At 73.8% G+C, this 25,260-nt stretch carries 20 protein-coding genes and 1 tRNA gene; 9 read left to right on the plus strand and 12 right to left on the minus strand.

Going from position 1 to position 25,260, the window contains the following annotated elements; genetic code table 11:
* Nucleotides 1–29: 29 nt before the first annotated feature.
* Nucleotides 30–2,090: a phosphocholine-specific phospholipase C gene (locus ACGFQ9_RS37080; RefSeq protein ID WP_393580201.1), complete on the plus strand. Its 2,061-nt coding sequence runs from the start codon at nucleotides 30–32 to the stop codon at nucleotides 2,088–2,090.
* Here the strand turns inward: ACGFQ9_RS37080 and ACGFQ9_RS37085 are convergent.
* Nucleotides 2,077–2,811, minus strand: a complete 735-nt coding sequence (locus ACGFQ9_RS37085; protein WP_393580203.1) for a hypothetical protein — start codon at nucleotides 2,809–2,811, stop codon at nucleotides 2,077–2,079. The genes ACGFQ9_RS37080 and ACGFQ9_RS37085 overlap by 14 nt on opposite strands.
* A 93-nt stretch (nucleotides 2,812–2,904) precedes the next feature.
* Between ACGFQ9_RS37085 and ACGFQ9_RS37090 the strand changes: the two genes are divergently transcribed.
* The 3 genes from ACGFQ9_RS37090 to ACGFQ9_RS37100 all read left to right on the plus strand — a co-directional run bounded on the left by ACGFQ9_RS37090 (nucleotide 2,905) and on the right by ACGFQ9_RS37100 (nucleotide 5,046).
* The gene (locus ACGFQ9_RS37090; protein ID WP_393580204.1) at nucleotides 2,905–3,084 is read left to right on the plus strand and encodes a hypothetical protein; all 180 of its coding nucleotides are present in this window, start codon (nucleotides 2,905–2,907) and stop codon (nucleotides 3,082–3,084) included.
* Nucleotides 3,085–3,172: 88 nt separating this feature from the next.
* Nucleotides 3,173–3,928 carry an alpha/beta fold hydrolase gene (locus ACGFQ9_RS37095; protein ID WP_393580205.1) on the plus strand — a complete coding sequence of 252 codons (756 nt, stop codon included), beginning with the start codon at nucleotides 3,173–3,175 and terminating at the stop codon, nucleotides 3,926–3,928.
* A gap of 140 nt (nucleotides 3,929–4,068) precedes the next feature.
* Entirely contained in the window at nucleotides 4,069–5,046 is a 978-nt protein-coding gene (locus ACGFQ9_RS37100; RefSeq protein ID WP_393580206.1) for an SAM-dependent methyltransferase, read from the plus strand.
* 20 nt (nucleotides 5,047–5,066) lie between these two features.
* Here ACGFQ9_RS37100 and ACGFQ9_RS37105 read toward each other — a convergent pair whose 3' ends face one another.
* The 4 genes from ACGFQ9_RS37105 to ACGFQ9_RS37120 form a co-directional block, all read right to left on the minus strand.
* Nucleotides 5,067–6,182, minus strand: coding sequence for an alpha/beta hydrolase (locus ACGFQ9_RS37105; protein WP_393580207.1), 1,116 nt, complete (start codon nucleotides 6,180–6,182; stop codon nucleotides 5,067–5,069).
* Nucleotides 6,183–6,314: 132 nt separating this feature from the next.
* Nucleotides 6,315–6,387: transfer RNA gene (locus ACGFQ9_RS37110), tRNA-His, on the minus strand.
* Between the two features lie 106 nt (nucleotides 6,388–6,493).
* Nucleotides 6,494–7,234, minus strand: coding sequence for a hypothetical protein (locus tag ACGFQ9_RS37115; RefSeq protein ID WP_393580208.1), 741 nt, complete (start codon nucleotides 7,232–7,234; stop codon nucleotides 6,494–6,496).
* A 92-nt stretch (nucleotides 7,235–7,326) separates the two neighbouring features.
* The gene (locus ACGFQ9_RS37120; RefSeq protein WP_393580209.1) at nucleotides 7,327–8,067 is read right to left on the minus strand and encodes an NIPSNAP family protein; all 741 of its coding nucleotides are present in this window, start codon (nucleotides 8,065–8,067) and stop codon (nucleotides 7,327–7,329) included.
* Nucleotides 8,068–8,195: 128 nt separating this feature from the next.
* Here ACGFQ9_RS37120 and ACGFQ9_RS37125 point away from each other — a divergent pair, with 128 nt between their 5' ends.
* The gene (locus ACGFQ9_RS37125; protein ID WP_393580210.1) at nucleotides 8,196–9,221 is read left to right on the plus strand and encodes a helix-turn-helix transcriptional regulator; all 1,026 of its coding nucleotides are present in this window, start codon (nucleotides 8,196–8,198) and stop codon (nucleotides 9,219–9,221) included.
* Nucleotides 9,222–9,236: 15 nt separating this feature from the next.
* On the opposite strand, the gene ACGFQ9_RS37130 is transcribed toward ACGFQ9_RS37125, so the two are convergent.
* Complete coding sequence (locus tag ACGFQ9_RS37130; protein WP_393580212.1) at nucleotides 9,237–10,103, minus strand: LysR family transcriptional regulator; 867 nt, start codon at nucleotides 10,101–10,103, stop codon at nucleotides 9,237–9,239.
* A gap of 235 nt (nucleotides 10,104–10,338) precedes the next feature.
* Nucleotides 10,339–12,153 (minus strand): malto-oligosyltrehalose trehalohydrolase, encoded by a 1,815-nt coding sequence (gene treZ / locus ACGFQ9_RS37135; RefSeq protein WP_393580251.1) that lies wholly within the window; start codon nucleotides 12,151–12,153, stop codon nucleotides 10,339–10,341.
* A 126-nt stretch (nucleotides 12,154–12,279) separates the two neighbouring features.
* On the opposite strand from treZ, the gene ACGFQ9_RS37140 reads away from it, so the two are divergent.
* Nucleotides 12,280–12,843, plus strand: coding sequence for an FHA domain-containing protein (locus tag ACGFQ9_RS37140; protein ID WP_393580214.1), 564 nt, complete (start codon nucleotides 12,280–12,282; stop codon nucleotides 12,841–12,843).
* Between the two features lie 12 nt (nucleotides 12,844–12,855).
* The gene (locus ACGFQ9_RS37145) at nucleotides 12,856–13,338 is read left to right on the plus strand and encodes a GNAT family N-acetyltransferase (RefSeq protein WP_393580216.1); all 483 of its coding nucleotides are present in this window, start codon (nucleotides 12,856–12,858) and stop codon (nucleotides 13,336–13,338) included.
* A gap of 156 nt (nucleotides 13,339–13,494) precedes the next feature.
* Here ACGFQ9_RS37145 and ACGFQ9_RS37150 read toward each other — a convergent pair whose 3' ends face one another.
* Together ACGFQ9_RS37150 and lpdA are read right to left on the minus strand one after the other, a co-directional pair.
* Complete coding sequence (locus ACGFQ9_RS37150; protein ID WP_393580217.1) at nucleotides 13,495–14,772, minus strand: M14 family zinc carboxypeptidase; 1,278 nt, start codon at nucleotides 14,770–14,772, stop codon at nucleotides 13,495–13,497.
* 145 nt (nucleotides 14,773–14,917) lie between these two features.
* Nucleotides 14,918–16,357 carry a dihydrolipoyl dehydrogenase gene (gene lpdA / locus ACGFQ9_RS37155; protein WP_393580218.1) on the minus strand — a complete coding sequence of 480 codons (1,440 nt, stop codon included), beginning with the start codon at nucleotides 16,355–16,357 and terminating at the stop codon, nucleotides 14,918–14,920.
* An 84-nt stretch (nucleotides 16,358–16,441) separates the two neighbouring features.
* Between lpdA and ACGFQ9_RS37160 the strand changes: the two genes are divergently transcribed.
* Complete coding sequence (locus tag ACGFQ9_RS37160) at nucleotides 16,442–17,314, plus strand: LysR substrate-binding domain-containing protein (RefSeq protein ID WP_393580220.1); 873 nt, start codon at nucleotides 16,442–16,444, stop codon at nucleotides 17,312–17,314.
* On the opposite strand, the gene ACGFQ9_RS37165 is transcribed toward ACGFQ9_RS37160, so the two are convergent.
* Together ACGFQ9_RS37165 and ACGFQ9_RS37170 are read right to left on the minus strand one after the other, a co-directional pair.
* Nucleotides 17,311–18,960 (minus strand): PQQ-binding-like beta-propeller repeat protein, encoded by a 1,650-nt coding sequence (locus ACGFQ9_RS37165; protein ID WP_393580221.1) that lies wholly within the window; start codon nucleotides 18,958–18,960, stop codon nucleotides 17,311–17,313. The two genes, ACGFQ9_RS37160 and ACGFQ9_RS37165, sit on opposite strands and share 4 nt — an antisense overlap.
* Before the next feature lie 118 nt (nucleotides 18,961–19,078).
* Entirely contained in the window at nucleotides 19,079–21,685 is a 2,607-nt protein-coding gene (locus tag ACGFQ9_RS37170) for an alpha-amylase family glycosyl hydrolase (RefSeq protein ID WP_393580222.1), read from the minus strand.
* 82 nt (nucleotides 21,686–21,767) lie between these two features.
* Here ACGFQ9_RS37170 and ACGFQ9_RS37175 point away from each other — a divergent pair, with 82 nt between their 5' ends.
* Nucleotides 21,768–23,141 carry an MFS transporter gene (locus tag ACGFQ9_RS37175; protein ID WP_393580223.1) on the plus strand — a complete coding sequence of 458 codons (1,374 nt, stop codon included), beginning with the start codon at nucleotides 21,768–21,770 and terminating at the stop codon, nucleotides 23,139–23,141.
* On the opposite strand, the gene glgX is transcribed toward ACGFQ9_RS37175, so the two are convergent.
* On the minus strand, nucleotides 23,126–25,240 hold the full coding sequence (gene glgX, locus ACGFQ9_RS37180; protein WP_393580224.1) for a glycogen debranching protein GlgX: 2,115 nt from the start codon (nucleotides 25,238–25,240) through the stop codon (nucleotides 23,126–23,128). The genes ACGFQ9_RS37175 and glgX overlap by 16 nt on opposite strands.
* Nucleotides 25,241–25,260 lie beyond the last annotated feature (20 nt).

The raw sequence follows: 25,260 nt of genomic DNA on the forward strand, positions 1-25,260 counted from the left end.
CACCCCCTCACCCCAGAGGTTCGTCACCCATGGCTGAAGTCAATCGCCGCCGGTTCCTGCAGATGGCGGGCGGTACCGCCGCCTTCGCGATGCTGTCGGAGAGCATCGCCCGGGCCGCCGCCATCCAGGCGCAGGGCACCACCGGAACCATCCAGGACGTCGAGCACATCGTCGTACTGATGCAGGAGAATCGTTCCTTCGACCAGTACTTCGGCACGATGAAGGGCGTCCGCGGATTCGGCGACCCCCGCCCGGTCCTCCAGGACAACGGGAAGTCCGTCTTCCACCAGTCCAACGGCACCAAGGACATCCTGCCGTTCCACCCCCAGGTCAACGACCTGGGCATGCAGTTCGTCGAGGGGCTCAACCACGACTGGGCCGGCGGCCACCAGGCGTACAACAACGGCAAGTACGACAAGTGGGTGCCGGCCAAGACCGCCACCACCATGGCGTACATGACCCGGAACGACATCCCGTTCCACTACGCCCTGGCCGACGCCTTCACCGTGTGCGACGCCTACCACTGCTCCTTCATCGGCGCCACCGACCCCAACCGCTACTACATGTGGACCGGCTACACCGGCAACGACGGCACCGGCGGCGGCCCGGTCCTCGGCAACCAGGAGGCCGGCTACGGCTGGAAGACGTACCCCGAGCGCCTGGAGACGGCCGGGATCTCCTGGAAGGTCTACCAGGACATCGGCGACGGCCTGAACGCCGCCGGATCCTGGGGCTGGATCAACGACGCCTTCCGCGGCAACTACGGCGACAACTCCCTGCTCTACTTCAACAACTACCGCAACGCCCAGCCCGGCAGCCCCCTGTACGAGAAGGCCCGCACCGGCACCAACGCCAAGGCGGGTGACGGACTCTTCGACCGCCTCCGTGCCGACGTCGCGGCCGGCACCCTGCCCCAGGTCTCCTGGATCGCGGCCCCCGAGGCCTTCAGCGAGCACCCGAACTGGCCGGTCAACTTCGGTGCCTGGTACATCTCCCAGGTCCTCGACGCACTGACCTCCAACCCCGACGTCTGGGCCAAGACCGCCTTCTTCATCACCTACGACGAGAACGACGGCTTCTTCGACCACGTCGTGCCGCCGTACCCGCCGGCTTCCTCCGCCTGGGGCCTGTCCACGGCCGACGTCACCGGCGACCTCTACAAGGGCAGCAGCGGCTACGCCGCCGGCCCCTACGGCCTCGGCCCGCGCGTCCCGATGATCGTCGTCTCCCCCTGGAGCAAGGGCGGCTACGTCTGCTCCGAGACCTTCGACCACACCTCGGTCATCCGCTTCATGGAGAAGCGCTTCGGCGTGTCCGAGCCGAACATCTCGCCCTGGCGCCGCGCCATTTGCGGCGACCTCACCTCGGCCTTCGACTTCAGCATCTCCGACGCCGCCCCGGCCGCCCTGCCGCCCACGGCCGGCTACCTCCCGCCGGACAAGAACCGGCACGCCAGCTACCACCCGACCCCGCCGGCCACCGGCGCCCTCCCGGTGCAGGAGGCGGGCTCCAAGCCGTCCCGCGCCCTCGGCTACGCCCCGTACGTCGACGGCCTCCGCACCACCTCCACCGGCAAGTTCACCCTGACCTTCTCCTCGGGCCCCGCCCTCGGCGCCCACTTCCACATCACCTCGGCCAACCGCACCGACGGCCCCTGGCCCTACACGGTCGAGGCGGGCAAGACCCTGTCGGACACGTGGAGCACCTACAGCTCCACCGGCAACCAGATCGACCTGACGGTCTGGGGCCCCAACGGCTTCCTGCGCACCTTCCGCGGCCCGGCGAAGAAGACCGGCCCGGAGGTCACCGCCCGCCACAACGCCACCACCGGCAACCTCGACCTCACCCTCAAGAACGGCGGCACCACCGCCGTCAACCTCACCGTCACCAACGCCTACGGCGGCACGCCCCAGACCCTCCGCGTCACCGCCGGCGCCACCGTCACCCACTCGGTGGACCTCCGCACCACCGCCCGCTGGTACGACGTCAAGGTCGTCTCCGACCTCGACACCACCTTCCTCCGCCGCTTCGCCGGCCGCGTGGAAACGGGCGCCCCGGGCATCTCCGACCCGGCCATCAGGACCGCCTGACCAGGTCCTCGGGAACACGCAGCAGCCGCCGCTCCAGCACCGGCAGGACGTCGGGGCGGTGGCTGCGCGCATGCCGCAGCAGCAGGTCCCGGGCAGTGTCCGGGACCCGGCGCCGCTTGGGGTGGCGGGTGGTGAAGTGCTCACTCGCGAAGAACCGCACCGCCCCGTCCAGCCCGGTGCGGTCCGTCCCGCGCACCGCCCAGGCCAGCTCCTCCGATCGCTCGGCCGCCAGCAGTTCCACCGGGGCCTCCTCGGCCAGCAGCCGCGCGGCGTCCGCCGGATGCGGGTGTACGGCGCCCAGCCACCGGAACACCCGCTCACGCGGCACCGCGCGGACCGACGCCGGGTCCGGCCGCTCGCCGCGGGCGAGCCGGGCGGCGTACTCCCGCAGCCCCTCGGGCGCGGCAGCCGCCCAGCGCATCCGGTGCCGCTCCGGCACGCTGCCGGGCTCCGACGGGTCGAGCAGCCGGACCAGTTCCGGCGGCACGGCCGACCCCAGCGAACGGATCACCTGCCCGCTCGCCTCGTACAGGGTGGCGTTCCCGCACGGGCAGCCGCAGTCGAACCACGCCTCGTCCGGCCCACGCTCCGGCCACACTGCCAGCACCTCGCGGATCTCGTCCGCATCGGTGATCTCGTACCGGTCGGGGTGGAAGGCGCACCCGGAGTCCGGCGGGAGCCCTGCCACGGCGATGCGGACCGTCCTCGATATCGGCTTCACAGCGCGATGCTAGATCCGCATCGGTTCGATGCTGCGATGCCGTGCCCGCCGGGAACGCGGCCCGGCACGCCGGGTACGGAACCGGGGGCAGGCATGAGCGGCATCGGCTGGGAAGAAGTCAAGCGCCGGGCACGCGAACGACGGACGGCCGCCGGCCTGCCGGTGCGGACCGAGGCCGCCAAACGGGCTGCCATGGCCCGGCTGACGGCCGAGGTCCGGGCCGCTCTGCGCGCCGGGAGCACGCGGGATCGGGTTCCGGCGCCGGAGGACTGACCGGCCGGAAAGCGGCGGTGTGAGGTGGCGTGCGGTGGGCAGGACGTACGGCGTTGGTTTCGTCCCACCCGCCCCGCGAGGAGAACGCATGCCCATCGCCCACCGCAGGATCGGCACCGGCCCCATCCGCGTCATCGTGCTCCACGACTGGTTCGGCACCTCTGCCAACTGGGGTTCCGCACTGGACTACTTGGACCCGGACGCCTTCAGCTGGGCCTTCCTCGACTACCGGGGCTACGGCGAGCGCCGTGACGTCCCCGGCCGGTTCGACGTGCCCGAGATCGCCGAGGACGCGCTCGCCCTCGCCGACGAGCTGGGCTGGGACACCTTCAGCCTGATCGGCCACTCCATGGGCGGCAAGGCCATCCAGCAGGTCCTCGTCCGTGCCCCCGAGCGGGTCGAGAAGCTGATCGGTCTCACCCCCGTCCCGGCCGCCCCGTACGAGATGGACGAGGCCACCCTCGGGCTCTTCCAGGGCGCCGCCGAGTCCGCCGACACCCGTCGGGTGCTCATCGACACGGTCACCGGCAACCGGGCGAGCGGCCACTGGCTCGACCGGATGGCCGCCCACTCCGTGGAGATCTCCGAGAAGAACGCCTTCGCGAGCTACCTGGAGAGCTGGCGGACCCTGGACCTCAGCGACCAGATCAAGGGCAGCGAGGTCCCGGTGCTGGTCCTCGTCGGCGAGTACGACGCCGCGCTGACCGCCGAGGTCATGCGGGCCACCTGGTCCGTCTGGTACCCCAACGCCCGCGTCCACACCCTCCCCGGCGCCGGTCACTACCCGCCGCAGGAGACCCCGGTCGCCTTCGTGGCGGAGGCCGAGTCCTTCCTCCGCTCCTGACCCCCGTGTCCGACCCTGCGACCCTCCGATCAGGCGGGTCGGAGGGTCGGACCGGTGTGGGAGACCCGGTGACCACCGCCCCAGGTGCTTACGTGGTCCGGATGTGACCGACGGGGGTGGGGAAGGGCTGGTGGGTTTGCGTGGCGAGTGGAACGAAGACGGCCTGCAAGGGCACGAGGACGGCCTACAAGGGCACGAAGGGGGCCTACAAGGGCACGTCCACCAGGGCGATCGTGCATCAGTACGACTATCTGGGTGACTTCTACCAGCTGCTCCTGGGGGAGCGGCTGGTCTACTCCTACGGGATGTGGGAGGACGGGGACACCCTGGAGAAGGCCCAGCTGCGCAAGCTGGACCACCACGCCGAGGCGGCGGGCGCGGCCGGCGCCGAACGGGTCCTGGACGTCGGCTGCGGCTACGGCAGCCTGCTCCAGCGCCTGGTCGAGGACCACGGCGTCAAGCACGCCGTCGGCCTGAACATGAGCCCGACCCAGACCGCTTGGGCCCGCGACCAGAACTGGCCCGGCTGCGAGATCCGGACCGAGAACTGGTTCGACCACCGGCCCGACGCGCCGTACGACGCGATCATCGCGATCGAGGCGGTGGAGCACTTCGCCGGCAACACCCTGTGGCGCTCCAGGAGGGTGGCCCGCTACCGGCAGTTCTTCGAGCGCAGCCACTCCTGGCTCCGCCCCGGCGGCCGGATGTCCATCCAGGCCAACGCCTGGGACGACCGCGGCTGGCTGCCCTCCCTGGTGCTGCCGCCCGCCGGCCGCCGCCGCCCCGGCGCGGCCGCAGTGTACGACGGCGCCCGCAACGTGTGGGAGGGCTGGCAGGCGTCCCGCAAGGTGTACCCGGAGACCTGCCTGCCCACCCTGTCCGAGCTGAACGAGGCAAGCAGCGGCCTGTTCCGGCTCATCGAGACACGGCGGGACCCGCAGGACGGCGTCGCCACCCTCACGGCCTGGACCCAGCGGGCCGAGGCGAACCGCCAGCGGGGCGCCGGCCTCATCGGGGCCAAGGCGGTCTCCGACGTCATCAGCGAACAGCGGACCGCGCTCCGCTTCCTCCGGGAAGGACGGTTCACCCTGGTGCGGCTCGTTCTTGAACGTCTCTGACGTCTCTGACGTCCCTGGCGTCACTGTGTGCGAAGCCGGCCCACGAGCCACTCCAGGGCCGGTCGCACCTCGCGGTTCCAGGTCTCGTAGTTGTGTCCGCCGCTCGGCAGGATGATCGAGGAGACCCGGGCCGGCGGGCGCACCGCGTCGAGGAAGGCGCGCGTGTCGGGGTACTGGTGCTCACCGCGCCGGCTGCTCGCCACCAGCAGGGAGACGGGCGGCTGCGGCAGGTTCCGCAGCCGCCACAGCAGGTCGTTCTCGCGGCGGTACCGGTCGTCGCCCCCGAACAGGTCGCCCGTCGTGGAGTCGCTGGCCGCGTGGTACGAGGCCGACAGGCCGGCCGCGGCCCGGTACGACCCCGGTTCACGCAGGGCGAGTTTGAGGGCGCAGTAGCCGCCGACCGAGTTGCCCATCACCCCCCAGGCGCGCGGGTCCCGGCTCAGCCCGTAGTGCTCGGCCACCGCCGCCCGCAGGTCGTGCGCCAGAAACGTTTCCACCTGCGGCCCGTCCGGAACGTCCATGCACTCGGTGTCGCGCGGCGCCACCACGTTCGGCGTCAGCATCACCAGCACCGCGGGCCGCATCGCGCCCGACCGGACCCCGTCCAGGGCCACTTGCGGGTACTTGAACAGGTCGATCAGCACCCGGGTGGTGCTGGGGTAGCCGCTGAGAGCGACCACCACCGGGAAGCCCGCCCGGGCGGACGGCGGCGCGCTCAGGTACTCCGGGGGGAGGTGGACGTACGCCCGCGAAGAGATCCCGCTGCGCGCCCCGCGCACCGTCACCGAGTCGATCCGCCCGATCACGGCGGGGTCCGAGGAGCCCCGGTACCGCCAGGAGTGGCTGCCGTGGACGCGGACGCCCTCCGCGCCCGAGGGGCCCGGTGCGGCGGACCGGTCGTCCCGGGCCAGTGCCGCCAGGTCGCCCCAGGAGGCGTAGAAGCCGTACGAGGAGTTCACCGCCAGCAGCAGCGGTACGCCCAGGGTCAGGGTGATCGCCAGCTGCAGGGCGACGCGGCCGAGGACCGGACGTCGGCCGCCCGACGCCAGCCGCGGCCAGACCCAGACCGTGAGGGCGAGCACCGCGAGGGCGAGAAGGGCGGCGGCGGTGAGCGTCGGCCAGGCATCGATCGCCATCCGCTCAGCCGACCGCGCCGTTGGCCAGGACTTGGATGCTCATGACCTTGATCCTGCCAGGCCGGAGGTGAGGACGGCGTGGGGAAAAGCCCGTGGGGCGTACGAGGAACTCGTACGCCCCACGGGACGAAGGGTGAGTGACGGGACTCGAACCCGCGGCCACCTGGACCACAACCAGGTGCTCTACCAACTGAGCTACACCCACCGCGAAGGGTGGCGGACCACCCGTTCGATGTGCACGCACAGCATAGCGGATCAGCGGGGGTGTCCCGCGCCCGGATATCGGCGGCCGCCGGACGGGGGAGGCGCGGTCAGACCGCGGCGGCCCGCTCCGTCCGGGCGGTGGCGTGGGCCACGGCCGCGGCGGCCAGCGCGCGGACCGCCGGGTGCGGCCGGGTGCCGTCGCCGTGGAGCTCCGGCTGGAAGAGCGTGGCCAGGAAGAAGGGGTGTCCGGGCAGCTCGGCGATCCGGACCTGCCCGTCCTCGTCCCGTCCCGACAGCCGCAGGCCGTGTGCCTCGAGCACCTCCAGCTGCCGCGGGTCGGGCCCGTAGTTGCAGTGGTAGCGCTCCATGGAACGCTCCGCCCCGAGCACGCGCTCGGCCAGCGAGCCCGCCTCGGCCCGGACCAGGCCCTGGTGTCCCACGAGCGAGCAGGCGAGCGGGGTGATCAGGGGCTCGTCGGCCGAGGGGTCGTTCTCGGCGTGTGCGGCGGCGGCGAGCCCGCACACGTCACGGGCGAACTCCAGCAGCGCGTGCTGGAACCCGCCGCAGGTCCCCAGGAAGGGGATGTTCCGCTCCCGGGCGGTCCGTACGGCGGCCAGGGCGCCGGCCTCGCTGGCGTACGGGCTGCCGGGCAGCAGCCACACGGCGTCGAACCCGGCCAGGGCCCCGGACCCGGCCTCGGCCCCGGCTTCGGCGGTGGGGATCCAGTACGCGTCGAGGACCAGCTGCTCGCGCTCGGCGAGGGCCTCCAGCAGAAGCGGGATCCGGGTGTGGGAGGTGACATGCGGGGAGCGGTCGCCGACGAGGGCGATGCGTGCGGTGGCGTTCATGCAGATCATGCTCTCGGCGCCACGGCTTCACGTCCAACGATCATTCCTGCACGCCCCATAAGCAACGCTGATGGGCCCGGTCCCTCGTCTCGTCAGGAGAGGAGCGACCGGCCGGTGGGCGCCAGCCGCAGGACCCGGGGGGCCGCTGTCTGCTCGCGCTCCAGTCCCGGAAGGATCTCGTCCCGTGCGCGGGGATGTGCCCGTACCCGGGCCTGGTGCTCTCGATGGGCACTCTCGTCGGGGTACGAGGCGAAGACCGCGGCGACGTTCTCACCGGTGCGGACCGGCAGCCGGGGGAACGTGTTGGACGCCGTCTCGGTGGTGAGGGCGGCGAGCGGCGCGGATCCCGTCCGGTGGAGCAGGGGGAGGAGACCGTCCCGGACGAGGGAGATGCCCTCGTGCCGCCCGGGAGGGAAGGACCACACGGTGGCGGACACGAATCGCTCCGGTGCCGGAGCACCGGCTTGGGGCCGCTGCGACGGGAAGGCGCCGAAGCCGCTCGCGTCCGTCAGGGGACGCAGGAGGAGGACGTCGTCGGAGTCGATCATGGTGGTGTTGGCCTGCGGGCCGTGCTCGGCCCAGACGGGGCCGCCGTAGAAGGCCGTGAGTGCGTCGTGGCGTGCGGCCATGTCCCGGAATCCGCGCAGCCAGACGAAACGATCCGGATCGTCGAGGTCCCGGAACTGGCCGAGCACGGCCATCCCGGCCTCCTCCTGACTCTCGACGAACTCGCGGTCGAACAGTTCGATGAGTTCCTCGCGCCGGCCGGACCGCAGCGTGTACTGGCGGAGCTCTATCACGGCGGGGCGGCCGACAGGGTCGGTAAGGGGCACGGCGGGCTCCTGTTCGGTTCTCTTCCGAGGGCGCGGAATACCGGCTCGTTCGATAGGAGCCGGGCGCGAGCCGACCGTAGGGGAGCCGTGTGACAGGTGCTGTCAGGGTTTCCGGGGAGAATGCGCCCATGTCTACCGGTCGGCTGCTGTCGGTGCTGCTGTTGCTGCAATCCCGGGGCCGCGTGTCCGCGCGAACGCTCGCCGACGAGCTGGGTGTGTCCGTGCGCACCGCCTATCGCGACCTGGACCGTCTGCAGGCCGCCGGGGTGCCGGTCTACGCGGAGCCGGGGCGCGGCGGCGGATACCAGCTGGTCGACGGCTATCGCACCCGCCTGACCGGGATGAGCGAGGGTGAGGCGCGCGCACTGTTCTTCGCCGGGCTGCCCGGCCCCGCCGCCGACCTGGGGCTCGCGGCGGAGGTGGCCGGAGCACGGCTGAAACTGCTGGCCGCGCTGCCGACGGGACTGCGCGAGGAGGCGACGCGGACCGCGGCGGTGTTCCACGTGGACGCTCCCGGCTGGTACCGGGAACCCGAGCGGACGCCGTATCTCCCGCTGCTCGTCGAAGCGGTGCTCACCCGGCGTGCGGTGGACGTGCACTACCGCCGCTGGCGCGCGCCACAGGAGGTGCACCGCCGCCTCCGGCCCTACGGCCTCGTACTCAAGTCCGGCATCTGGTACCTCGTGGCCGCCACGGAGAAGGGGACCGCGACCTACCGGGTGACCCAGGTCCTCGGTGCGGAACTGAGCGGTGAACGGTTCGACCGGCCGGAGGAGTTCGACCTGGGCACGTACTGGACCTCCTACCTCGACGAATTCCGGACACGCCGCCATACCGGCACCGCCACCATCCGGCTGTCGCCACGAGGACGCCGGCGCCTGCCCGACAACCTCCCCCCGGAGGTGGTGCGGGCCGTCGACTCCACCGCGGCCCCCGTCGGCGACGGCGGTTGGATCGAGGCGGTCATCCCGACCGAGAGCACCGAGCACGCCTGCGGCGAGCTGCTGCGCCTCGGGGTCGACGTCGAGGTCGTCGCGCCGGCCGAACTGCGCCGGGCCATGGCCGACACGGTGGGCACGCTCGCCCGGACCTACGGATCCGCCGGCACGGAGCAGAGCCAGGGGCTGTCCGGCGGATCATGGCCGGGGCCCTGATCCGCCGGGCAGCCCCTAGTGCAGCAGCGCAGCGACGGCGGCGGCCGCTCCGGACGGCGCCCCGGACGAGACCAGCTCCGTACGGTGCACCAGGCGTGGGGCGGCCAGCGGTACGGCCACCCCGGTCCCGGCCGCTGCGGAGGCCTCGGCCACCCCGCGCGGCAGCAGCACCAGGCCGTGCCCGGCCGCGGCGAGCGCGCACACGGCGCGGACGTCCGTGCCGGTGCAGCGGAGCGCGGCCCGCGGCCGGTCCGACCCGACGGCCGCCCGTACCGCGGCGACCGGCATCCCGGCGTCGGGGGCGTCCAGCCAGCGCGCGTCGGCCAGGTCGTCCAGCCGGACCGAGGCCCTGCGCGCGAACGGGTGCCCGGCGGGCAGCAGTACGGCCAGACCCTCCTCGCCGACCCCCACCACGGTGAGCGGAGCCACGTCGGGCAGCCGCAGCGGGTCGCTGGGCGCGGCCAGTCCGTCGACGAGCCCGAGATCGCAGCCGCCGGTGGCGACGGCGGCGGGCACCGCCTCCGGGGGCATCACCTCCAGGGTCACGCCGGTCGCGGGCAGCGCACCGAGCAGCCGGGGACCCACGGCGAGCGGGGACGCGGCGACGGTGACCCGCTCCGGCGGCGCCCCGGCCAGCCGCAGCACATCGGCCCGCGCCGCATCCAGCCGGAGCAGCAGCGGGCCGGCGTGCTCCAGCAGCCGCACCCCGGCGGGTGTGGGCCCCACGGGCCGCCGCGTCAGCAACTCGGCCCGCAGGTCCCCCTCCAGCGCTGCGATGTGCTGCGACACCGCGGACTGCGTGTACCCGAGGTCCCGGGCGGCTGCCGAGAACGACCCGAGCCGCGCCACGGTCACGAACGTGCGGAGGAGATGCGGATCCATCCCGCAAGCATGTCCCACGCCGATCCGCCGCCCGGCCGCCGCCCCTCGCCCGGCCGGAAGGGCCGCCGGCCGGGCGAGGGTCGGGAACGAGCCTGGAAATGGCCGGATCTCGCCGATCTTCAGGGCAACCAGACGGGGGGCTTCGGTGGTCAAAGAGGTGCGAGGGCGTGGTGGCGGGCGGCCCGGGAGCACAGGGGACTCCCGGGACGCCCGCCGTCCGCCCGTCGCGGCCGGATCAGGGGCCCAGGACGACCGCCGATGTCGGCGGGAGGTGGACACGGCCGTCGGGGCCGGGGTGGTCCACCGGGTCCCACGAGGCCAGGACGCGCACGCCGTTGCGGCCCAGGGCGATCGTGACCGGCTCGGGGGAGAGGTTGACCGCGATACGGATGTCGCCACGGCGGAAGGTGAGCCAGCGGCGCTCCTCGTCGAAGGCGACCCGGACCCCGCCCAGGTCCGGATCGCGCAGGTCCGACTGGGTGCGGCGGAGCGCGATCAGGGTGCGGTACCAGCTCAGGAGACGGGCGTGCGGGTCCTCGTCCGCTTCCTTCCAGTCCAGGCAGGAGCGCTCGTACGTCGCCGGGTCCTGCGGGTCGGGGATCTCCGACTCCGGCAGGCCGTGCGAGGCGAACTCCCTTCGCCGGCCCGCCCGTACGGCCTCGCCGAGGGCCGGGTCCACATGGTCGGTGAAGTACTGCCAGGGGGTGCGGGCGCCCCACTCCTCGCCCATGAACAGCATCGGGACGAAGGGGCCGGTCAGGGTCAGGGCCGCCGCGCAGGCCAGCAGACCCGGCGGGAGCGACGCCGACAGGCGGTCGCCCAGCGCCCGGTTGCCGATCTGGTCGTGGGTCTGCGCGTAGCCGAGGAAGCGGTGCGCGGGGGTGCGGCGGCGGTCCACGGGACGGCCGTGGGCGCGGCCCCGGAACGAGGACCAGGTGCCGTCGTGGAAGAACACCCGGGTGATCGTCTTGGCCAGGGCGGCGAGCGGGGCGGTGGCGAAGTCGGCGTAGTAGCCCTGGTCCTCGCCGGTCAGCGCACAGTGCAGGGCGTGGTGGAAGTCGTCGTTCCACTGCGCGTGCATGCCCAGGCCGCCGGCTTCGCGGGGGGTCGTGGTGCGCGGGTCGCACCGGTCGGATTCGGCGATCAGGAACAGCGGCCGGCCGGTTTCGGCGGCCAGTGCGTCCACGGCCGCCGCCAGCTCCTCCAGGAAGGTCAGCGCCCGTCCGTCGGCCAGTGCGTGCACCGCGTCCAGCCGCAGCCCGTCGATCCCGTAGTCCCGCAGCCAGGCCAGGGCGGACCCGATGAAGTACGCCCGGACCTCGTCCGAGCCGGCGGCGTCCAGGTTCACCGCCGCGCCCCACGGGGTGTGGTGGGTGTCGGTGAAGTACGGTCCGAAGGCGGGGAGATGGTTGCCCGAGGGGCCCAGGTGGTTGTGGACCACGTCGAGGACGACCCCCAGCCCGTGTTCGTGCGCGGCCGCCGTGAACCGGGCCAGCCCGGCCGGGCCGCCGTACGGCTCGTGCACCGCCCAGGGAGCCACCCCGTCGTAGCCCCAGCCGTGCCGGCCGGGGAACGGGCACACCGGCATCAGCTCGACGTGCGTGACCCCGAGCGAGACCAGGTGGCCGAGGCGGGCGGCCGCCGCGTCGAAGGTGCCCTCGGGGGTGAAGGTGCCGATGTGGAGCTCGTAGAGGACGGCGTCCTGGAGGGGGACGCGGCGCCGCGGCGCGAACGTGACCGGTGGCAGGTCCGCCGCCCCGTCTGCGGCTGCGGCGGGCGGCGCCGGAGTGACCGCCGTCATCGCGGTCATCGCCGTCATCGCAGTCACCGCGGAGAGGCCGTCCGGCCCGTCGGGGAGCCGCCGCCCGCGCGGGTCGGGCAGCACCCGCGGGCCGCCGTCGAGCAGGAACCCGTACCGGTCCCCCTCGGCGGCCCCGGCCTCGGCCAGCCACCAGCCGTCCCGGCCGGGGTCGCGCTCCATCGGGTACGTGGCCTCGTTGAGCCGCATGTCCACGCGCGCCGCGTACGGCGCCCACACCTCGAACTGCACGGACGGTCCCCTCGTGGTCATCGGGGCCGGTGGTGACCGGCATTCAGGCCTATATTCAGCCCCATCATTCCGGGCCGGACGGGGGAGTTCTGGACACTCCGCCCCCGACGGGCCGACAATCACCCTGTGACGTCCAGTTTTGAATTGCCCGCCTACCCCGCGCCGCGGTTGTCCGACGCCGAGCGCGACCGGGCACTGGGCCTGCTGCGGGACGGCGCCGCCGAGGGGAAGCTCTCGCACGACACCTTCCTGCGCCGGATGGAACTCGCGCTGGTGGCACGGCGTTCCGAGGACCTGGCGGTGCTGACCGCCGACCTCGAAACCCGGGGCGGCGGCGAAAGCCCCTGGACCCGCAGGCTGTTCGGCTGGGTCGGACGGGTGTCCGCCGTCTCCGTCGGCATCCGGCGCGCCTGGAACGCCGAACGGCTGCCGAAGCTGCTGCTGCCGATGCCGGGCGGGGCGCCCCTGCGGATCGGCCGGGACCCGGGCAACGGGCTGCGGCTCACCCACGAGACGGTGTCGCGGTGCCATGCCGAACTGAGCCTGCGGGACGGGCTGTGGGTCCTGCGGGACCTCGGCTCCACCAACGGCACCACGGTCAACGGGCAGCGGCTCACCGGCTCCGCGGTCGTCCGCGAAGGGGACCAGGTGAGCTTCGGCCGCATGTCCTTCCGGCTCTCCGCGCGCTGAGGGACACCGGACATGACCACACACGGTTCAGGGCAGCCCACGCACAGCGTGCGCCCCGCCCGCCCCGAGGACCTGCCCCGGATCGTCGAGCTCGTGCACGAGCACGTCGCCTACGAGAAGTCCGCGCCCCGGCCCGCCGGCCTGGCCGACCGGCTCGGGCCGCGGCTTTTCGCCGAGGACTCCCGGCTGTGGGTGCTGCTCGGCGTGACACCGGACGGCGAGGTGAACGGGTACGCGGCCTGCTCGGCGGAGTTCGCGTTCTGGGACGCCCGCGAGTACCTGCACATGGACTGCCTGTACCTCGCGGAGCCCGCCCGGGGCCACGGCCTCGGCGCGGCCCTGATGTCGGCGGTGGCCGACCTGGCCCGTGACCTGAACCTGGACCAGATCCAATGGCAGACCCCCGACTGGAACGAGGGCGCCATCCGCTTCTACGACCGCCTGGACGCCCAGGCCCTCCCGAAGCGCCGCTACACCTGGCACCCCACCCGCTGATCCCCTGGCCGCCGCCCTGTGGGCAGGCGTGCCGCAGGGCGGCACGGGTGGGCACAGGGCACGAAGCCCCGCGCGATGCGCGCAGCCCGCCCCGCCCCGGTCCGCCCGGTCGTTCTCGCCGTCCCGCCCCGGCGAGTCGGCCCGCCCCCGCCCCGGTCACCCCACCAGCCGCGCAGCGCAGAGCACCGTCCGGCACTGGTGCTCCACCTGCACCCCCACCGGCACCCACCGCGCCCCGAACCGCGCGGCGAACGCATCGCACCCTTCCGCCACCAGCCGGTCCAGCCCCGGCGCCGCCGGATGCCCGGCCGCCCGCAGCACCCGCAACAGCATCGCCGCGGCCCGCAGCGCCAGCCGCTGCCCGAACGCGTCCAGGCTGCCGATGTACGCGGTCGACGCCTCCGCCGGCGCCCCCGGCCCCGTCCACTCGGCCGTGATCCGCGGGATCAGCCCCAGCGTCCAGTCCACCGACCGCAGCAGCGGACCCGCCAGCGGCGCCAGCGACGGATCGTCCCCCGGGAGCCCGCCGCGGCTCGCGGCCAGCACCCCCGCCACCCGCTCGGCGTCCCGTTCCAGCCGCCCCGCCAGCCGCCGCAGAGCCCGCCGCGGATCGGGGTGCGGGGCCGGGTCGTCCACCGTGTCGCTCGCCCACATCGGGACCTCGACGATCGCGGTGGTCCCCGCGTACCGGTGCGCGTGGTACCAGGTGCTCAGCCGGGTGTCCTCGGGATGGAAGGCCCCTTCCGCCCCCGCTCCCGCCGGCGGCATCACGAAGATCCCCGGCCCCGGCGACGGCCAGCCGGCCGCGTCGCAGGCGCCGGTCTCCACCGGGATCCGCAGCTCCGCCGCCGACTTCCCGAACGGTTCCGCCAGCCCCGGGATGTCCCGGGTCAACTGCACCCAGCTGCCGCCGAGATCGGTGGCGTGCAACGACACCTGGAGCACCGGCCGGAGCTCGTCGATCAGCCCGATCAGCACCCGGGTCTCCGGCGGAAGCCGGTCCGCGGGCAGTAACGACGGCGCCCACTCGGGCTGTTCCGGCCCCGGCGGCCGGAAGAAGTTCCGGTGGTACTCCAGCAGCGAGTGCGGACGCGGGGTGCGGTGCAGCGCCGCCCCGTCGGGGTCCGCGCACAGCAGGAAGTGCCAGCCGCGGCCGGAGCGGCACTCCGGGTCGTGGATGACGCGGCGGGCCAGCTCCAGAGCGGTGGGCCCGCCGACGGGCTCGTTGGCGTGGGCCCCGGCCACGACGAGCACGCCGCCGTCCTGGGCCTCGTACGCGCCGGCGCCGACGGAGAGCAGCCACAGCGGCCGCCCGCCCCGGGAGGTCCCGGCCCGGCGGAGCCGGACCAGCCCGGGGTGTCGGTCCGCCAGCGCGCGGCCGGCCAGCGCCAGTTCGCGGGGCGTGGGGTAGCACGGGTCAGGGATGTGGGTCACCGTGGTGGTCTGCCCGCCGTACGGACGCCGTACCGCCGCAGACGGTCGCGGTTCCGCCACAGACCGCCACGGTTCCGCCACAGACTCCTGCGGTTCGGCCACGGACTGCTTCGGTTCGGTCAGGGGCCGTGTCCCCGAACCCGGATCAAAGCTGGTGCAGCCCGCGCCCGGCCAGGCTGAGGAACGCCTCGCCGACCGCCTCCGACAGCGTCGGGTGCGCGTGGACGTGCCGGGCCACGTCGGCCGGTTCCGCGTCCCAGCCGACGATCAGCTGGCTCTCGGCGATCATCTCGGACACGTGCGGGCCCACCAGGTGCACGCCCAGCACCCGACCGTCGCGCTCGGCGACCACCTTCACCATGCCGCCCTGTCCGTGCACCATGCCCTTCGCGACCGCGGTCAGCGGCATCGAGTTCACCACCACCTCGTGAGAACGGGCCCGTGCCTCCGCCTCGGTGAGCCCGACCGAGGCGGTCTGCGGGGCCGAGTACGTCACCCGCGGCACCGCCGCGTAGTTCACCGGCGCCGACGGGACCCCGGCCAGGGTCTCCGCGACGAGCAGGCCCTCGGCGAACGAGGCGTGCGCGAGCCCGAGCGACGGCGGCGGCAGCAGGTCCCCCACCACGTGCACGCCGGCCACGGCCGTCTCCAGCCGCGACCAGTCGGCGGGCGGTACGAACCCCCGCTCGTCGGTGGCCAGACCGGCGGCGGCCAGGTCCAGCCCGTCGGTGACCGGGACCCGGCCGACCGCCACCAGCAGCCGCTCCGCGGCGATCTCGCGGACCTCGCCGCGCGCGGTACGCACCGTGGCCACGACCCCGTCGGCGGTGCGCCGGCAGGACTCCAGCCGGGCGCCGGTCCGCACGTCTGTCCCGCGCTTCTTCAGGCCGCGGGCCAGGTGCCGGGAGACGTCCGCGTCCTCCAGCGGCACCAGCCGGTCCGCGGCTTCGACGAGGGTCACCTCGGCGCCCATGGACCGGTGGAAGGAGGCGTACTCGACCCCGATCGCCCCGCCGCCGAGCACCAGCACAGAGCCCGGCAGCCCCGGCGCGAACAGCGCGTCGTCGCTGGTCACCACGGTCCGGCCGTCCGGTTCCAGACCGGGCAGGGTGCGTGGGCGGGAGCCGGTGGCGAGAACCACGCCCCGGCGGGCGGTGAACTCCCGGCCCGCCTCCCGCCCGTCCCCGGCGCGGACCGACCGCGGCCCGGTCAGCCGTGCGGAGGAGCGCACCACCCGCACCCCGGCGTGCGAGAGGTGCCCCTCCACGCCCTTGTGGTTGCGGGAGACGATGTCGTCCCGGGTGGCGGTCAGCGCCGGCCAGTCCACCGAGTCCAGGCTCGCCTTCACCCCCCACCGCTCGCGGGCCTCGGCGATCCCGTCGACCAGCTCGGCGGCGTGCAGCATGGCCTTGCTGGGGATGCAGCCGCGGTGCAGGCAGGTCCCGCCCACCTTGTCCCGTTCGAAGAGGACGACGCTCAGGCCGAGGGCGGCCGCGCGCAGCGCGGTGCTGTAGCCGCCGGTGCCGCCGCCGATCACGATCACGTCGGGGGCGTCGGTGTCCGTGCCGTTGATGTCCATGTCCATGTGGCAACCATGTGGTCCGGCACTGCCATAGGTCCAAGGCAATGATCTTGTCGGATCCATGCACGCTGTTTATGCTCCCCGGTCATGAGCCTGCGTCAGATGGAGTACTTCCTCACCGTCGTGGAGGAGTCCTCCTTCACGCGGGCCGCCGAGGCCCTGCACGTCACCCAGCCCGCCCTCTCCCACCAGATCAAGGCCCTGGAACGGTCGGTCGGCGGGGAACTCCTCGACCGCATGCCGCGCGGGGTCCGGCTGACCGCGATGGGCCGGGCCTTCCTGCCGCACGCCCAGCTCGCCGTGCGCAGCGCCCGGCAGGCCGAGCGGGCCGCCCGCGCCGCCGCCGGGGCGGCCGGCGGCGAACTGCACATCGCGACCGTGCACGCCCTCGCGGTCGGCCTGCTCCCCGGGGTGGCGGCCCGCTGGCGGGCGGCCCACCCCGGAGTGCAGCTGGTGGTACGCGAGTACTCCTCCACGGAGGCGCTGGAGGAACAGCTCGAACGCGGGGTCGCCGATCTCGCCGTGGGCCCCGAACCGAAGGAATGGACCGGCCCGCTCCTGCCGTTCGGCCGCGAGGAGATCGTGCTGGTCGTCCCCTTCGACGACCCCCTCGCGGGCCGCGGCACCGTCCGCCTCGCCGAACTCTCCGACCGCGGCTGGGTCCGCTGCGCCATGGAGCCCCTCGTCCAGGGACAGCCGGTCCTCGACTGGGCCTGCGGCCTGGTCGGCTACACCCCGCGCACGGTGGTCCGTACGGAACACACCTCGACCGCCGTACGGATGGCCGCGGCGGGCGTCGGCATCGTTGCCGCGCCGTCCCACATGGTCGGCGGGGCGGTCGGCGAGGACTGCGTCCTGCTGTCCCTGGACCCGCCGTGGCACCGGCAGCTCGCCGTCTGGTCCCGGGTCCCCCTGACCGGTGCGGCGGCGGCCTTCACCGACCTGCTGCGCACCCCCTAAGGGGTGTCCGCCGGGCGGCCGAGGCGGAGGATCCGGCCGTCGACGGTCCCGGCGAGCAGCCCGCCGTCCGGCGCCACCGTCAGCGACAGCGCCACGGTCGGCACGCCGTGGACGCGCAGCTCGGTGCGCCACCGCACCGACCCGTCGGCCGCGTCAAGCGCCACCAGTGTCCCGTCGTTCCAGGCGACGTGGACCAGTTCGCCGTCGGTGTCCAGGGCGGTGGCGGGAACGTCCGCGCGGTGCTGCCACCGCACGGCCCCGTCGGTCAGGGAGCGGCGGACGACGAAGGCACCGCCGGGCTGCAGGCCACGTCCGTCGTAGACCGTGCCCGCGTACAGCAGGCACTGCCCGTTCTCGGCGGCGGGACCGCCGAAGTGATGCTCCCCGGGCTCCCAGGAGTGGGGCACGAGAGGCCGCGGGGTGCCGTCCGCCCCGACGGCCGCGATCCACTTGTCCTTGTGCGGCTCCTCCTGGTCGGCACCGACCAGGACGTACGGCCTGGTGGCCCGGCGGACGGGGAAGGAATGGTTGATCAGGTCGTAGTCGGTGATCTCCGCGCCTTCCGAGAACGTTCCGTCGGGTCCGGCGAGGAGCAGGTGCCCGGGCGACTCGTCCTGATTGTCCCGGGGACGCAGGACGACGCGCCCGCCGCCCGCGACGAGTGTCACGTACGTCGGCACGGGCACGGTCGCGAGGACGGCGCCGTCGGCGGCGTCGAGTCGGACCACCAGGGGATCCGACGGCTCGGTCGACTCCGGCCACCACGGGCGGCGGCGCTCCGCGTTCACCCAGACGGACGTGCCGTCCCCCGAGGGGACCAGCTGGCGGCCGCCCAGTTCGTCCTCCACGCCCCACTGCCGCTCGCCCGAGGGCAGCCACGCCTCGGCGAGGACGCCGTCCCGGGCGGCGAGGACCCTGCCGTCCGCCAGGGCTTCGACGGCCCACGCGCGCGGGCCCGGCGACCACTCCCGGCCCGCGGCCGCCGCGAGCCCGGTGAGCATGCGGCGGGCGTCCTCACCGAGGTCGGGCCGGTCGAACGGCGCGGCCGGGGCGTGGAGTTCCGGCGGGTCGATGCCGCCGGACCCGACGGCGGCCCAGTCGGCACGCTCGATCGCCACGGTGTGTCCCTGCTCGTGCGCCCGCGGGTCGTCCCAGTCGTCCAGCGGTGCCATGACCATGCGCAGGGTGGTCGCGGCCGGCCACTCCACGTGGAGCACCTCCCGCGGGTGCGGCAGCGCCGACACCGCCTCACCCGTGTCCGTACGGACGAGCAGCAGCTCGCCCTCGAAGTTGTAGCCGCCGTCGTACTGGCCCGTCCCGACGGCCAGGAGGGGGAGGACGGGGTGGAAGGCGAGGGAGTTGACGGGATACCGGGACCGCAGCAGATGTCGGCAGCGCAGACCCCGCTGGTCGTACACCCCGATCCGATGGCCGGTCCACCGCTGGTCCGCGGTGCCGCTGCCGCTCCACTGGAGCGAGCCGACGTCGCCGCCCACGGCGATAAGCCGGGACCGGCCGTCGGCGACGGTCACAGAGGGCCGGCCGATCTCGGCGAACGGCCTGTCGCCGAACACGCGCAGGACGGACGGCGCGGACGGGCCGGACGGTACGGGCGGTACGGGCGGGCTGGACGGCACAGCGGTCATACGGGGAGCCTCCGGGGGACGGAACACACAGGAACGGCCGCGGCCCGGACCCGGTCCGGACGGCGGCCGTTCATGGTCCCCCGGTGCCCGTGCCGGGCACCAACGGGTTTCGGCGGCTTCAGGCGGTGATGCGGAGGAGCACCGTGACCGGGCTCGGGCCGAGGAGGGTCTTCAGCGGGGTGTCGCCCGCCAGGGCCGGGCCGCCGGGGGACAGCGCAGAGGCCCAGCTGCCCGGCGGCAGGGGGAGCACGGTGTCGCGCCAGCCGCCCGCGTCGGCCAGACGGAGGGAGAGGCGGGTCACGGCCACCAGGACCGAAGCCGGCCCCCGTCCCCGGGCGAAGGCCAGACAGTGCTCGGCTGCCGGGCCGCGCGCGGTGAGCGGGGAGCAGCCGCGGAACAGCTCCGGGCGGTCCCGGCGCAGCCTCAGCAGCGCCGCGGTCAGGGCGAGCTTCTCCTCGGCGAGCCCGTCCGGTACGGCCCCGGTGTCCAGCCGGGCCAGGACGTCCGAGGGGAAGCGGACCCGGCGCCGGTTGTCGGGGTCTACCAGGGTGCGGCATTCGGTTTCACACCCCTGGTAGATCTCCGGAACGCCGGGCATGGCCAGGTGCAGGGCGGTCATGCCGAGCGTGTTGGCCCGGATCGCGGGCCCGAACCCCTCCGGTACGCCGGGCAGTGCGGGGACACGGTCCGGGACGGTGGCCTCGTAGGCCGGATCGGGGTCGGTCCAGCCGGTGTACAGCGCGGCTTCCCGCGCCGCCTTCAGCAGGGTCGCCTCCAGGCGCTCGCGCCGGTCGGGCGCGTCCCCGAGGCCCAGCGAGGTCTGTGCGGCCACCCAGGCGAGCTGAGGATCCGGGCCGGCTGCCACGCGGAAGGCGTCCGGCCGTTCCGACAGCACGGCGATCCGGGCCCGGACGTCCGCGCTGCGCTTGGTGTCGTGGGTGGACAGCACCGTGCCCGAGGCCGGCCAGTCCCGTTCCAGCTGCCCGCAGTACGCGTGGAACTCTTCGGCGGACACGGCCGGATCGCCGGGATCCCCGCCGACCTCGCAGGCCGAGAGCAGCGGCGCGTAGCGGTAGAACGCCCGGTCCTCCAGGGACTTGGCGCGCAGCGCGGCGGAGGTCTGCGCGAACCGGGCCGCGAACGAGGGTGACGCGCCGAGCAGGGCGGTCAGGCGGTCGACGGCGGCCGGGCCCGCCACCTCGCGGGCCCGGGCCACCGCCTCGGGGGCGAGCCCGTCACCGCCCGGGTAGGGCCGGTAGACCGGGTACGCGATCAGTAACGCCCGGAGCGCGGCGTCCAGTTGCCGGGTCCGTCCCGGCTGCCCGGGTGATTCCGCTTCACCGGTGGATTCCGGCAGCTCGGCAGAGTCGGAGTGTGCAGCCGAGTCGGACTGTCCGGCCGCCTCCGGCTGCACGGTCGCCTCCGGCTGTGCGGCTGAGTACGGCTGTCCGACCACGTCCGGGTGTCCGACCACGTCCGGGTGTCCGGCCGTGCCCGGGTGTCCGACCGCGTCCGGGTGTCCGACCGCGTCCGGGCGTTCGGGCACGACTGAATCCCCGGCCGAGCCCGAATGCCCCTCCGCCCCCTGCCCTGCGGGAGCTTCCGGCCGCGGCCCGCCGGCCGGGCCCCGGCCGACGGCGGCCGCCAGGCGGCGCAGCGCGGCCGTCTCCGCCGCCAGGTCGACGTCCAGCACCGCTTCGGCACAGGCGCCGGCCACCGCCGCCCACCCGGGGGAACCGGTGATGATCCGGAACCCGTCCGCCAGTTCCGCCGCGCCCGCCGGGTCGGTGAAGACGCCGTCCAGCCGGTGCAGCGCGTCGTAGCCGGTGGTGCCCGCCACCGGCCAGCCGGACGGCAGCCGCTCCGTCCGCGCCAGGATCTTCTCCACCACCACCCAGCAGCCGTCCCCGACGGCCCGCCGGAGCCGGGCGAGGTAGCCCTCGGGGTCGGCCAGGCCGTCCACGTGGTCGATGCGCAGTCCCGCCACCAGCCCGTCCCGCACCAGTTCCAGCACCTTCGCGTGGGTGGCGGCGAAGACCTGCTCGTCCTCCACCCGGACCCCGATCAGCTCCGAGATCGTGAAGAAACGCCGGTAGTTGAGGGAGGTGCGGGCCCGGCGCCAGCTCACCGGCCGGTACCACTGGGCGGCCGTCAGCTCCGGCAGCGGCAGGTCCTCCGTGCCCGGGCGCAGCGGGAACTCGTGCGGGCCCCACCGCAGCACCCCGGCCGCCACGTCCGCCACCGGCGCCGCGTCCCCCTCCGGCGGGTCCGCGAGCAGCGGCAGCAGCACCCGGCCCCCGCCCGCCTCCCAGTCGATGTCGAACCAGCGGGCGTACCGCGACTCCGGACCGTCGCGCAGGACCTCCCACAGCTGCCGGTTCAGGCGCAGCGGGAACGGCACCGCCATGTGGTTGGGCACGATGTCCAGCACCAGCCCCAGCCCGTGGCCGCGGGCCGCCGAGGCGAGCTCCCGCAGCCCGGCCTCGCCGCCGAGCTCGGCCCGGACCCGGCCGTGGTCCACCACGTCGTACCCGTGCGTCGAGCCGGGCACCGCCTCCAGCACGGGAGACAGGTGCAGGTGCGACACGCCGAGCGCGGCCAGGTACGGGACGGCCGCCCGCGCTGACGCGAGCGGGAAGTCCGGGCCGAGCTGCAGCCGGTACGTCGAGACCGGCACGGTGTTCCGGCGGTCGTTCGGATCATCACTCCACTGCTGCCGCGTCATGAGAACGTACGTACCCAGAGACGGGGATTCCGTGCCATTGCCCACTGCATCCGGGTGATTGCGAGCGGTTAGCGTGTTGCCGGTGCTCGGAACCGTCAACACCTATCGAAAAGTCATCGCCCTGACCGGGCCCCTGCTGCCGGTCTTCTCCTTCTTCGCCCGGCTTCCCGTCGCCATGTCCCAGTTCGGGAGCGTGCTGCTGGTCGCCGAGACCAGCGGATCACTGGCCACGGCGGGAATCGTCGGCGGCACCCTCTCCGCCGGACAGGTGCTCTTCGGCCCCGTGCTGGGACGGCTCGCCGACCGGCACGGCCAGCGGCCCGTCGTGCTCGGCGCGGCCGTGGTCAACGCCGTCGCCACGGGCACCCTGGTCGCCGGGGCGCTCGGCGGGCTGGACACCGTGCCGCTGGCCGCCATCGGTGCCGTCACGGGGGCCTCCGTACCGCTGATCGGGCCGCTAGCCCGGACCCGTTCGGTCGCCCTCGCGCACCGCGCCGGGGCCGGCGAGGACGTCATCGGTGCCGTCCACTCCCTCGAAGGGACCATGGACGAGGTCTCGTTCGTCATCGGCCCCGCCCTCGTCGGGGTGGCCGCACTCGCCGCCCACCCCGCGGTCGCCCTCGGCGGTGCCGCCGCCCTGGTCGCCGTCTTCGGCACCGCCTTCGCGCTGCATCCCACCGCGGCCGTCACGGCGGGCGGCCCCGCGCCCGAACGGCCGAAGGGCGAGCGCCGTTCCCGGCCCGCCGGGGTCGTGTATTCCGTCCGTGGCTCGCTCTTCCTGCAGGGCGCCATGTTCGGCGGCCTCCAGGCCGGAATCGCCTCGCTCACCGAGCGGCTGGAGGTTTCCGGCCAGGCCGGCATCGTGTACGCCTCCAACGGCGTGGTCAGCGCCGTCGTGGGCCTCGCCCTGGGTGCGCTGCCCGCCCGCTTCGGGCTCCGGCTGCGCTGGCGCGCGGCCACCGGCGCCGCGGTGCTGCTGTCCGTGCCGCTGCTGTTCACCGGCAGCCTGTGGGGGCTGTACGTCATCGTGACCGTCCTCGGTGTGGCCGTCGCACCCCACCTGATCACCGCTTTCGCGCTCACCGAGCGGCACGTGGAGCCGGCCCGGCTCGCCGAGTCGATGGCCTTCGCGGCCAGCTCGCTGGTCGCCGGGCAGGCCTCCGCGCTGGCCCTGTCGGGCCGGATGGCCGAATGGCACGGGCCTTCCGGCGCCTTCGCGGTGGCCGTGGGCGCGGCCTCGCTCAGCTTCGTCCTGGCCCTGGTCACCCGGGTCCCGGCCGGCCGCACCCAGACGGTGACCGCCTCCGTCCCGGACCCGCGGAGCCGAACGCGCGAGCCGGGTGACGCACAGGGCGCCGATGCGCGGGGCGTCGATGCGCAGGGCGCCGGCGGCCGGGGTGCAGGCACCCCGGCCGCCGGTACTCCGGCCGCCGGCAGCGGCTACGCCGGCCGCTGAAGCACCACCAGGCTCCGCCCGGTCAGCGTCACCCGGTCCCCGGCCGCGTACTGCGGCCCGGTGCCGGGTGGCAGCACCTGGTCCCGGGCGGTGTCCACCACCAGCCGCCACCGGTCGCCGTGCCCGGCCGGCAGGGTGAACTCCTGGCCGTCCGCACCGCAGTTGAACATCAGCAGGAACGAGTCGTCGGTGATCCGCTCCCCACGCGTGCCCGGCTCGGAGATGGCCTCCCCGTTGAGGAACACGGTCAGCGCGCGGGTGCCCTGCGCCTGCCAGTCGCGGGCCCGCATCACCTCGCCGTGCGGGGTGAACCAGGCGATGTCCGACAGCTCGTCGTTCGTCCCCTCCACCGGCCGCCCGTGGAAGAACCGGCGCCGCCGGAACACCGGGTGATCGCGCCGCAGCCACACCATCTGCCGGGTGAAGTCCAGCAGCCCGGGCGCCGGTTTGCCGGGCTCCGGCCAGTCCACCCAGGACAGCTCGTTGTCCTGGCAGTAGGCGTTGTTGTTGCCGCTCTGGGTGCGGGCGAACTCGTCGCCGTGGCTGAGCATCGGCACGCCCTGCGACAGCATCAGCGTGGCGATGAAGTTCCGCATCTGGCGGGTCCTCAGCTCCAGGATCGCCGGGTCCTCGGTGGGGCCCTCGACCCCGCAGTTCCAGGACCGGTTGTGGCTCTCGCCGTCCCGGTTGCCCTCCCGGTTCGCCTCGTTGTGCTTCTCGTTGTACGAGACCAGGTCGTGCAGGGTGAAGCCGTCGTGGCAGGTGGCGAAGTTGATCGAGGCGAGCGGGCGCCGCCCGTCGTCCTGGTACAGGTCCGAGGAGCCGGTGAGCCGTCCCGCGAACTCGGCCAGCGTGCGCGGCTGCCCGCGCCACAGGTCCCGTACGGTGTCCCGGTACTTGCCGTTCCACTCGGTCCACAGCGGCGGGAAGTTGCCCACCTGATAACCGCCCTCGCCCAGGTCCCAGGGCTCGGCGATCAGCTTGACCTGGCTGACCACCGGGTCCTGCTGGACCAGGTCGAAGAACGAGGACAGCCGGTCCACCTCGTGGAACTGGCGGGCCAGGGTGGCCGCCAGGTCGAACCGGAATCCGTCCACGTGCATCTCGGTCACCCAGTACCGCAGCGAGTCCATGATCAGCTGGAGCACGTGCGGAGACCGCATCAGCAGCGAGTTCCCGGTGCCGGTGGTGTCCGTGTAGTAGCGGGGATCCTCCGCCAGCCGGTAGTACGAGGCGTTGTCCAGACCGCGGAACGACAGGGTCGGTCCCAGGTGGTTGCCCTCCGCGGTGTGGTTGTAGACCACGTCCAGGATCACCTCGATGCCCGCCTTGTGCAGGGCCCGGACCGCCGACTTGAACTCCAGCACCTGCTGGCCGCGGTCACCGGAGGCGTACCGGTTGTGCGGGGCGAAGAAGCCGATGGTGTTGTAGCCCCAGTAGTTGCTCAGCCCGTCGTCGACCAGCCGGTGGTCGTTGACGAACTGGTGCACCGGCATCAGCTCCAGCGCCGTCACCCCGAGCTTGGTCAGGTGCTCGATCACCGCCGGGTGCGCCAGCGCCGCGTAGGTGCCGCGCAGCTCCTCCGGCAGCTCCGGGTGCCGCATCGTGAGGCCCTTCACATGGGCCTCGTAGAGCACGGTGTGGTGGTACTCGGTGCGCGGCGGCCGGTCGTTGGCCCAGTCGAAGTACGGGTTCACCACGACCGAACTCATGGTGTGCGGGGCGGAGTCCAGGTCGTTGCGGCTGTCCGGCCGTCCGAAGTGGTAGCCGTAGACCTCCTCCCCCCAGTCCACCGAGCCGCTGATGGCCCGCGCGTACGGGTCCAGCAGCAGCTTCGCCGGGTTGCAGCGCCGCCCGCGCTCGGGCTCGTACGGGCCGTGCACGCGGAAGCCGTACCGCTGGCCGGGCATGACGCCGGGCAGATACGCGTGCCGGACGAAGGCGTCCGTCTCGCGCAGTTCCACCGCCGTCTCCGAGCCGTCGTCGTGCAGCAGACACAGCTCGATCCGTCGGGCGGCCTCGGAGTAGACCGCGAAGTTGGTGCCGGCGCCGTCGTACGTCGCGCCGAGGGGATACGCCTGTCCGGGCCAGACCTGCATAGATAACGACTCTTCCACTC

Origin of the sequence: Streptomyces sp. NPDC048603 (genome assembly GCF_043199475.1) — a bacterium.
Classification (GTDB): domain Bacteria; phylum Actinomycetota; class Actinomycetes; order Streptomycetales; family Streptomycetaceae; genus Streptomyces.

Bases quoted from the DNA above. Each gene is read 5' to 3' on its own strand.
- ACGFQ9_RS37080 (WP_393580201.1), top strand. From the start codon at position 30: ATGGCTGAAGTCAATCGCCGCCGGTTCCTGCAGATGGCGGGCGGTACC.
- ACGFQ9_RS37125 (WP_393580210.1), top strand. From the start codon at position 8,196: ATGTCTACCGGTCGGCTGCTGTCGGTGCTGCTGTTGCTGCAATCCCGG.
- ACGFQ9_RS37165 (WP_393580221.1), bottom strand. From the start codon at position 18,960: ATGACCGCTGTGCCGTCCAGCCCGCCCGTACCGCCCGTACCGTCCGGC.
- ACGFQ9_RS37170 (WP_393580222.1), bottom strand. From the start codon at position 21,685: ATGACGCGGCAGCAGTGGAGTGATGATCCGAACGACCGCCGGAACACC.
- ACGFQ9_RS37130 (WP_393580212.1), bottom strand. From the start codon at position 10,103: ATGGATCCGCATCTCCTCCGCACGTTCGTGACCGTGGCGCGGCTCGGG.
- ACGFQ9_RS37145 (WP_393580216.1), top strand. From the start codon at position 12,856: ATGACCACACACGGTTCAGGGCAGCCCACGCACAGCGTGCGCCCCGCC.
- ACGFQ9_RS37105 (WP_393580207.1), bottom strand. From the start codon at position 6,182: ATGGCGATCGATGCCTGGCCGACGCTCACCGCCGCCGCCCTTCTCGCC.
- lpdA (WP_393580218.1), bottom strand. From the start codon at position 16,357: ATGGACATGGACATCAACGGCACGGACACCGACGCCCCCGACGTGATC.
- ACGFQ9_RS37115 (WP_393580208.1), bottom strand. From the start codon at position 7,234: ATGAACGCCACCGCACGCATCGCCCTCGTCGGCGACCGCTCCCCGCAT.
- ACGFQ9_RS37090 (WP_393580204.1), top strand. From the start codon at position 2,905: ATGAGCGGCATCGGCTGGGAAGAAGTCAAGCGCCGGGCACGCGAACGA.
- glgX (WP_393580224.1), bottom strand. From the start codon at position 25,240: ATGCAGGTCTGGCCCGGACAGGCGTATCCCCTCGGCGCGACGTACGAC.
- ACGFQ9_RS37160 (WP_393580220.1), top strand. From the start codon at position 16,442: ATGAGCCTGCGTCAGATGGAGTACTTCCTCACCGTCGTGGAGGAGTCC.
- ACGFQ9_RS37095 (WP_393580205.1), top strand. From the start codon at position 3,173: ATGCCCATCGCCCACCGCAGGATCGGCACCGGCCCCATCCGCGTCATC.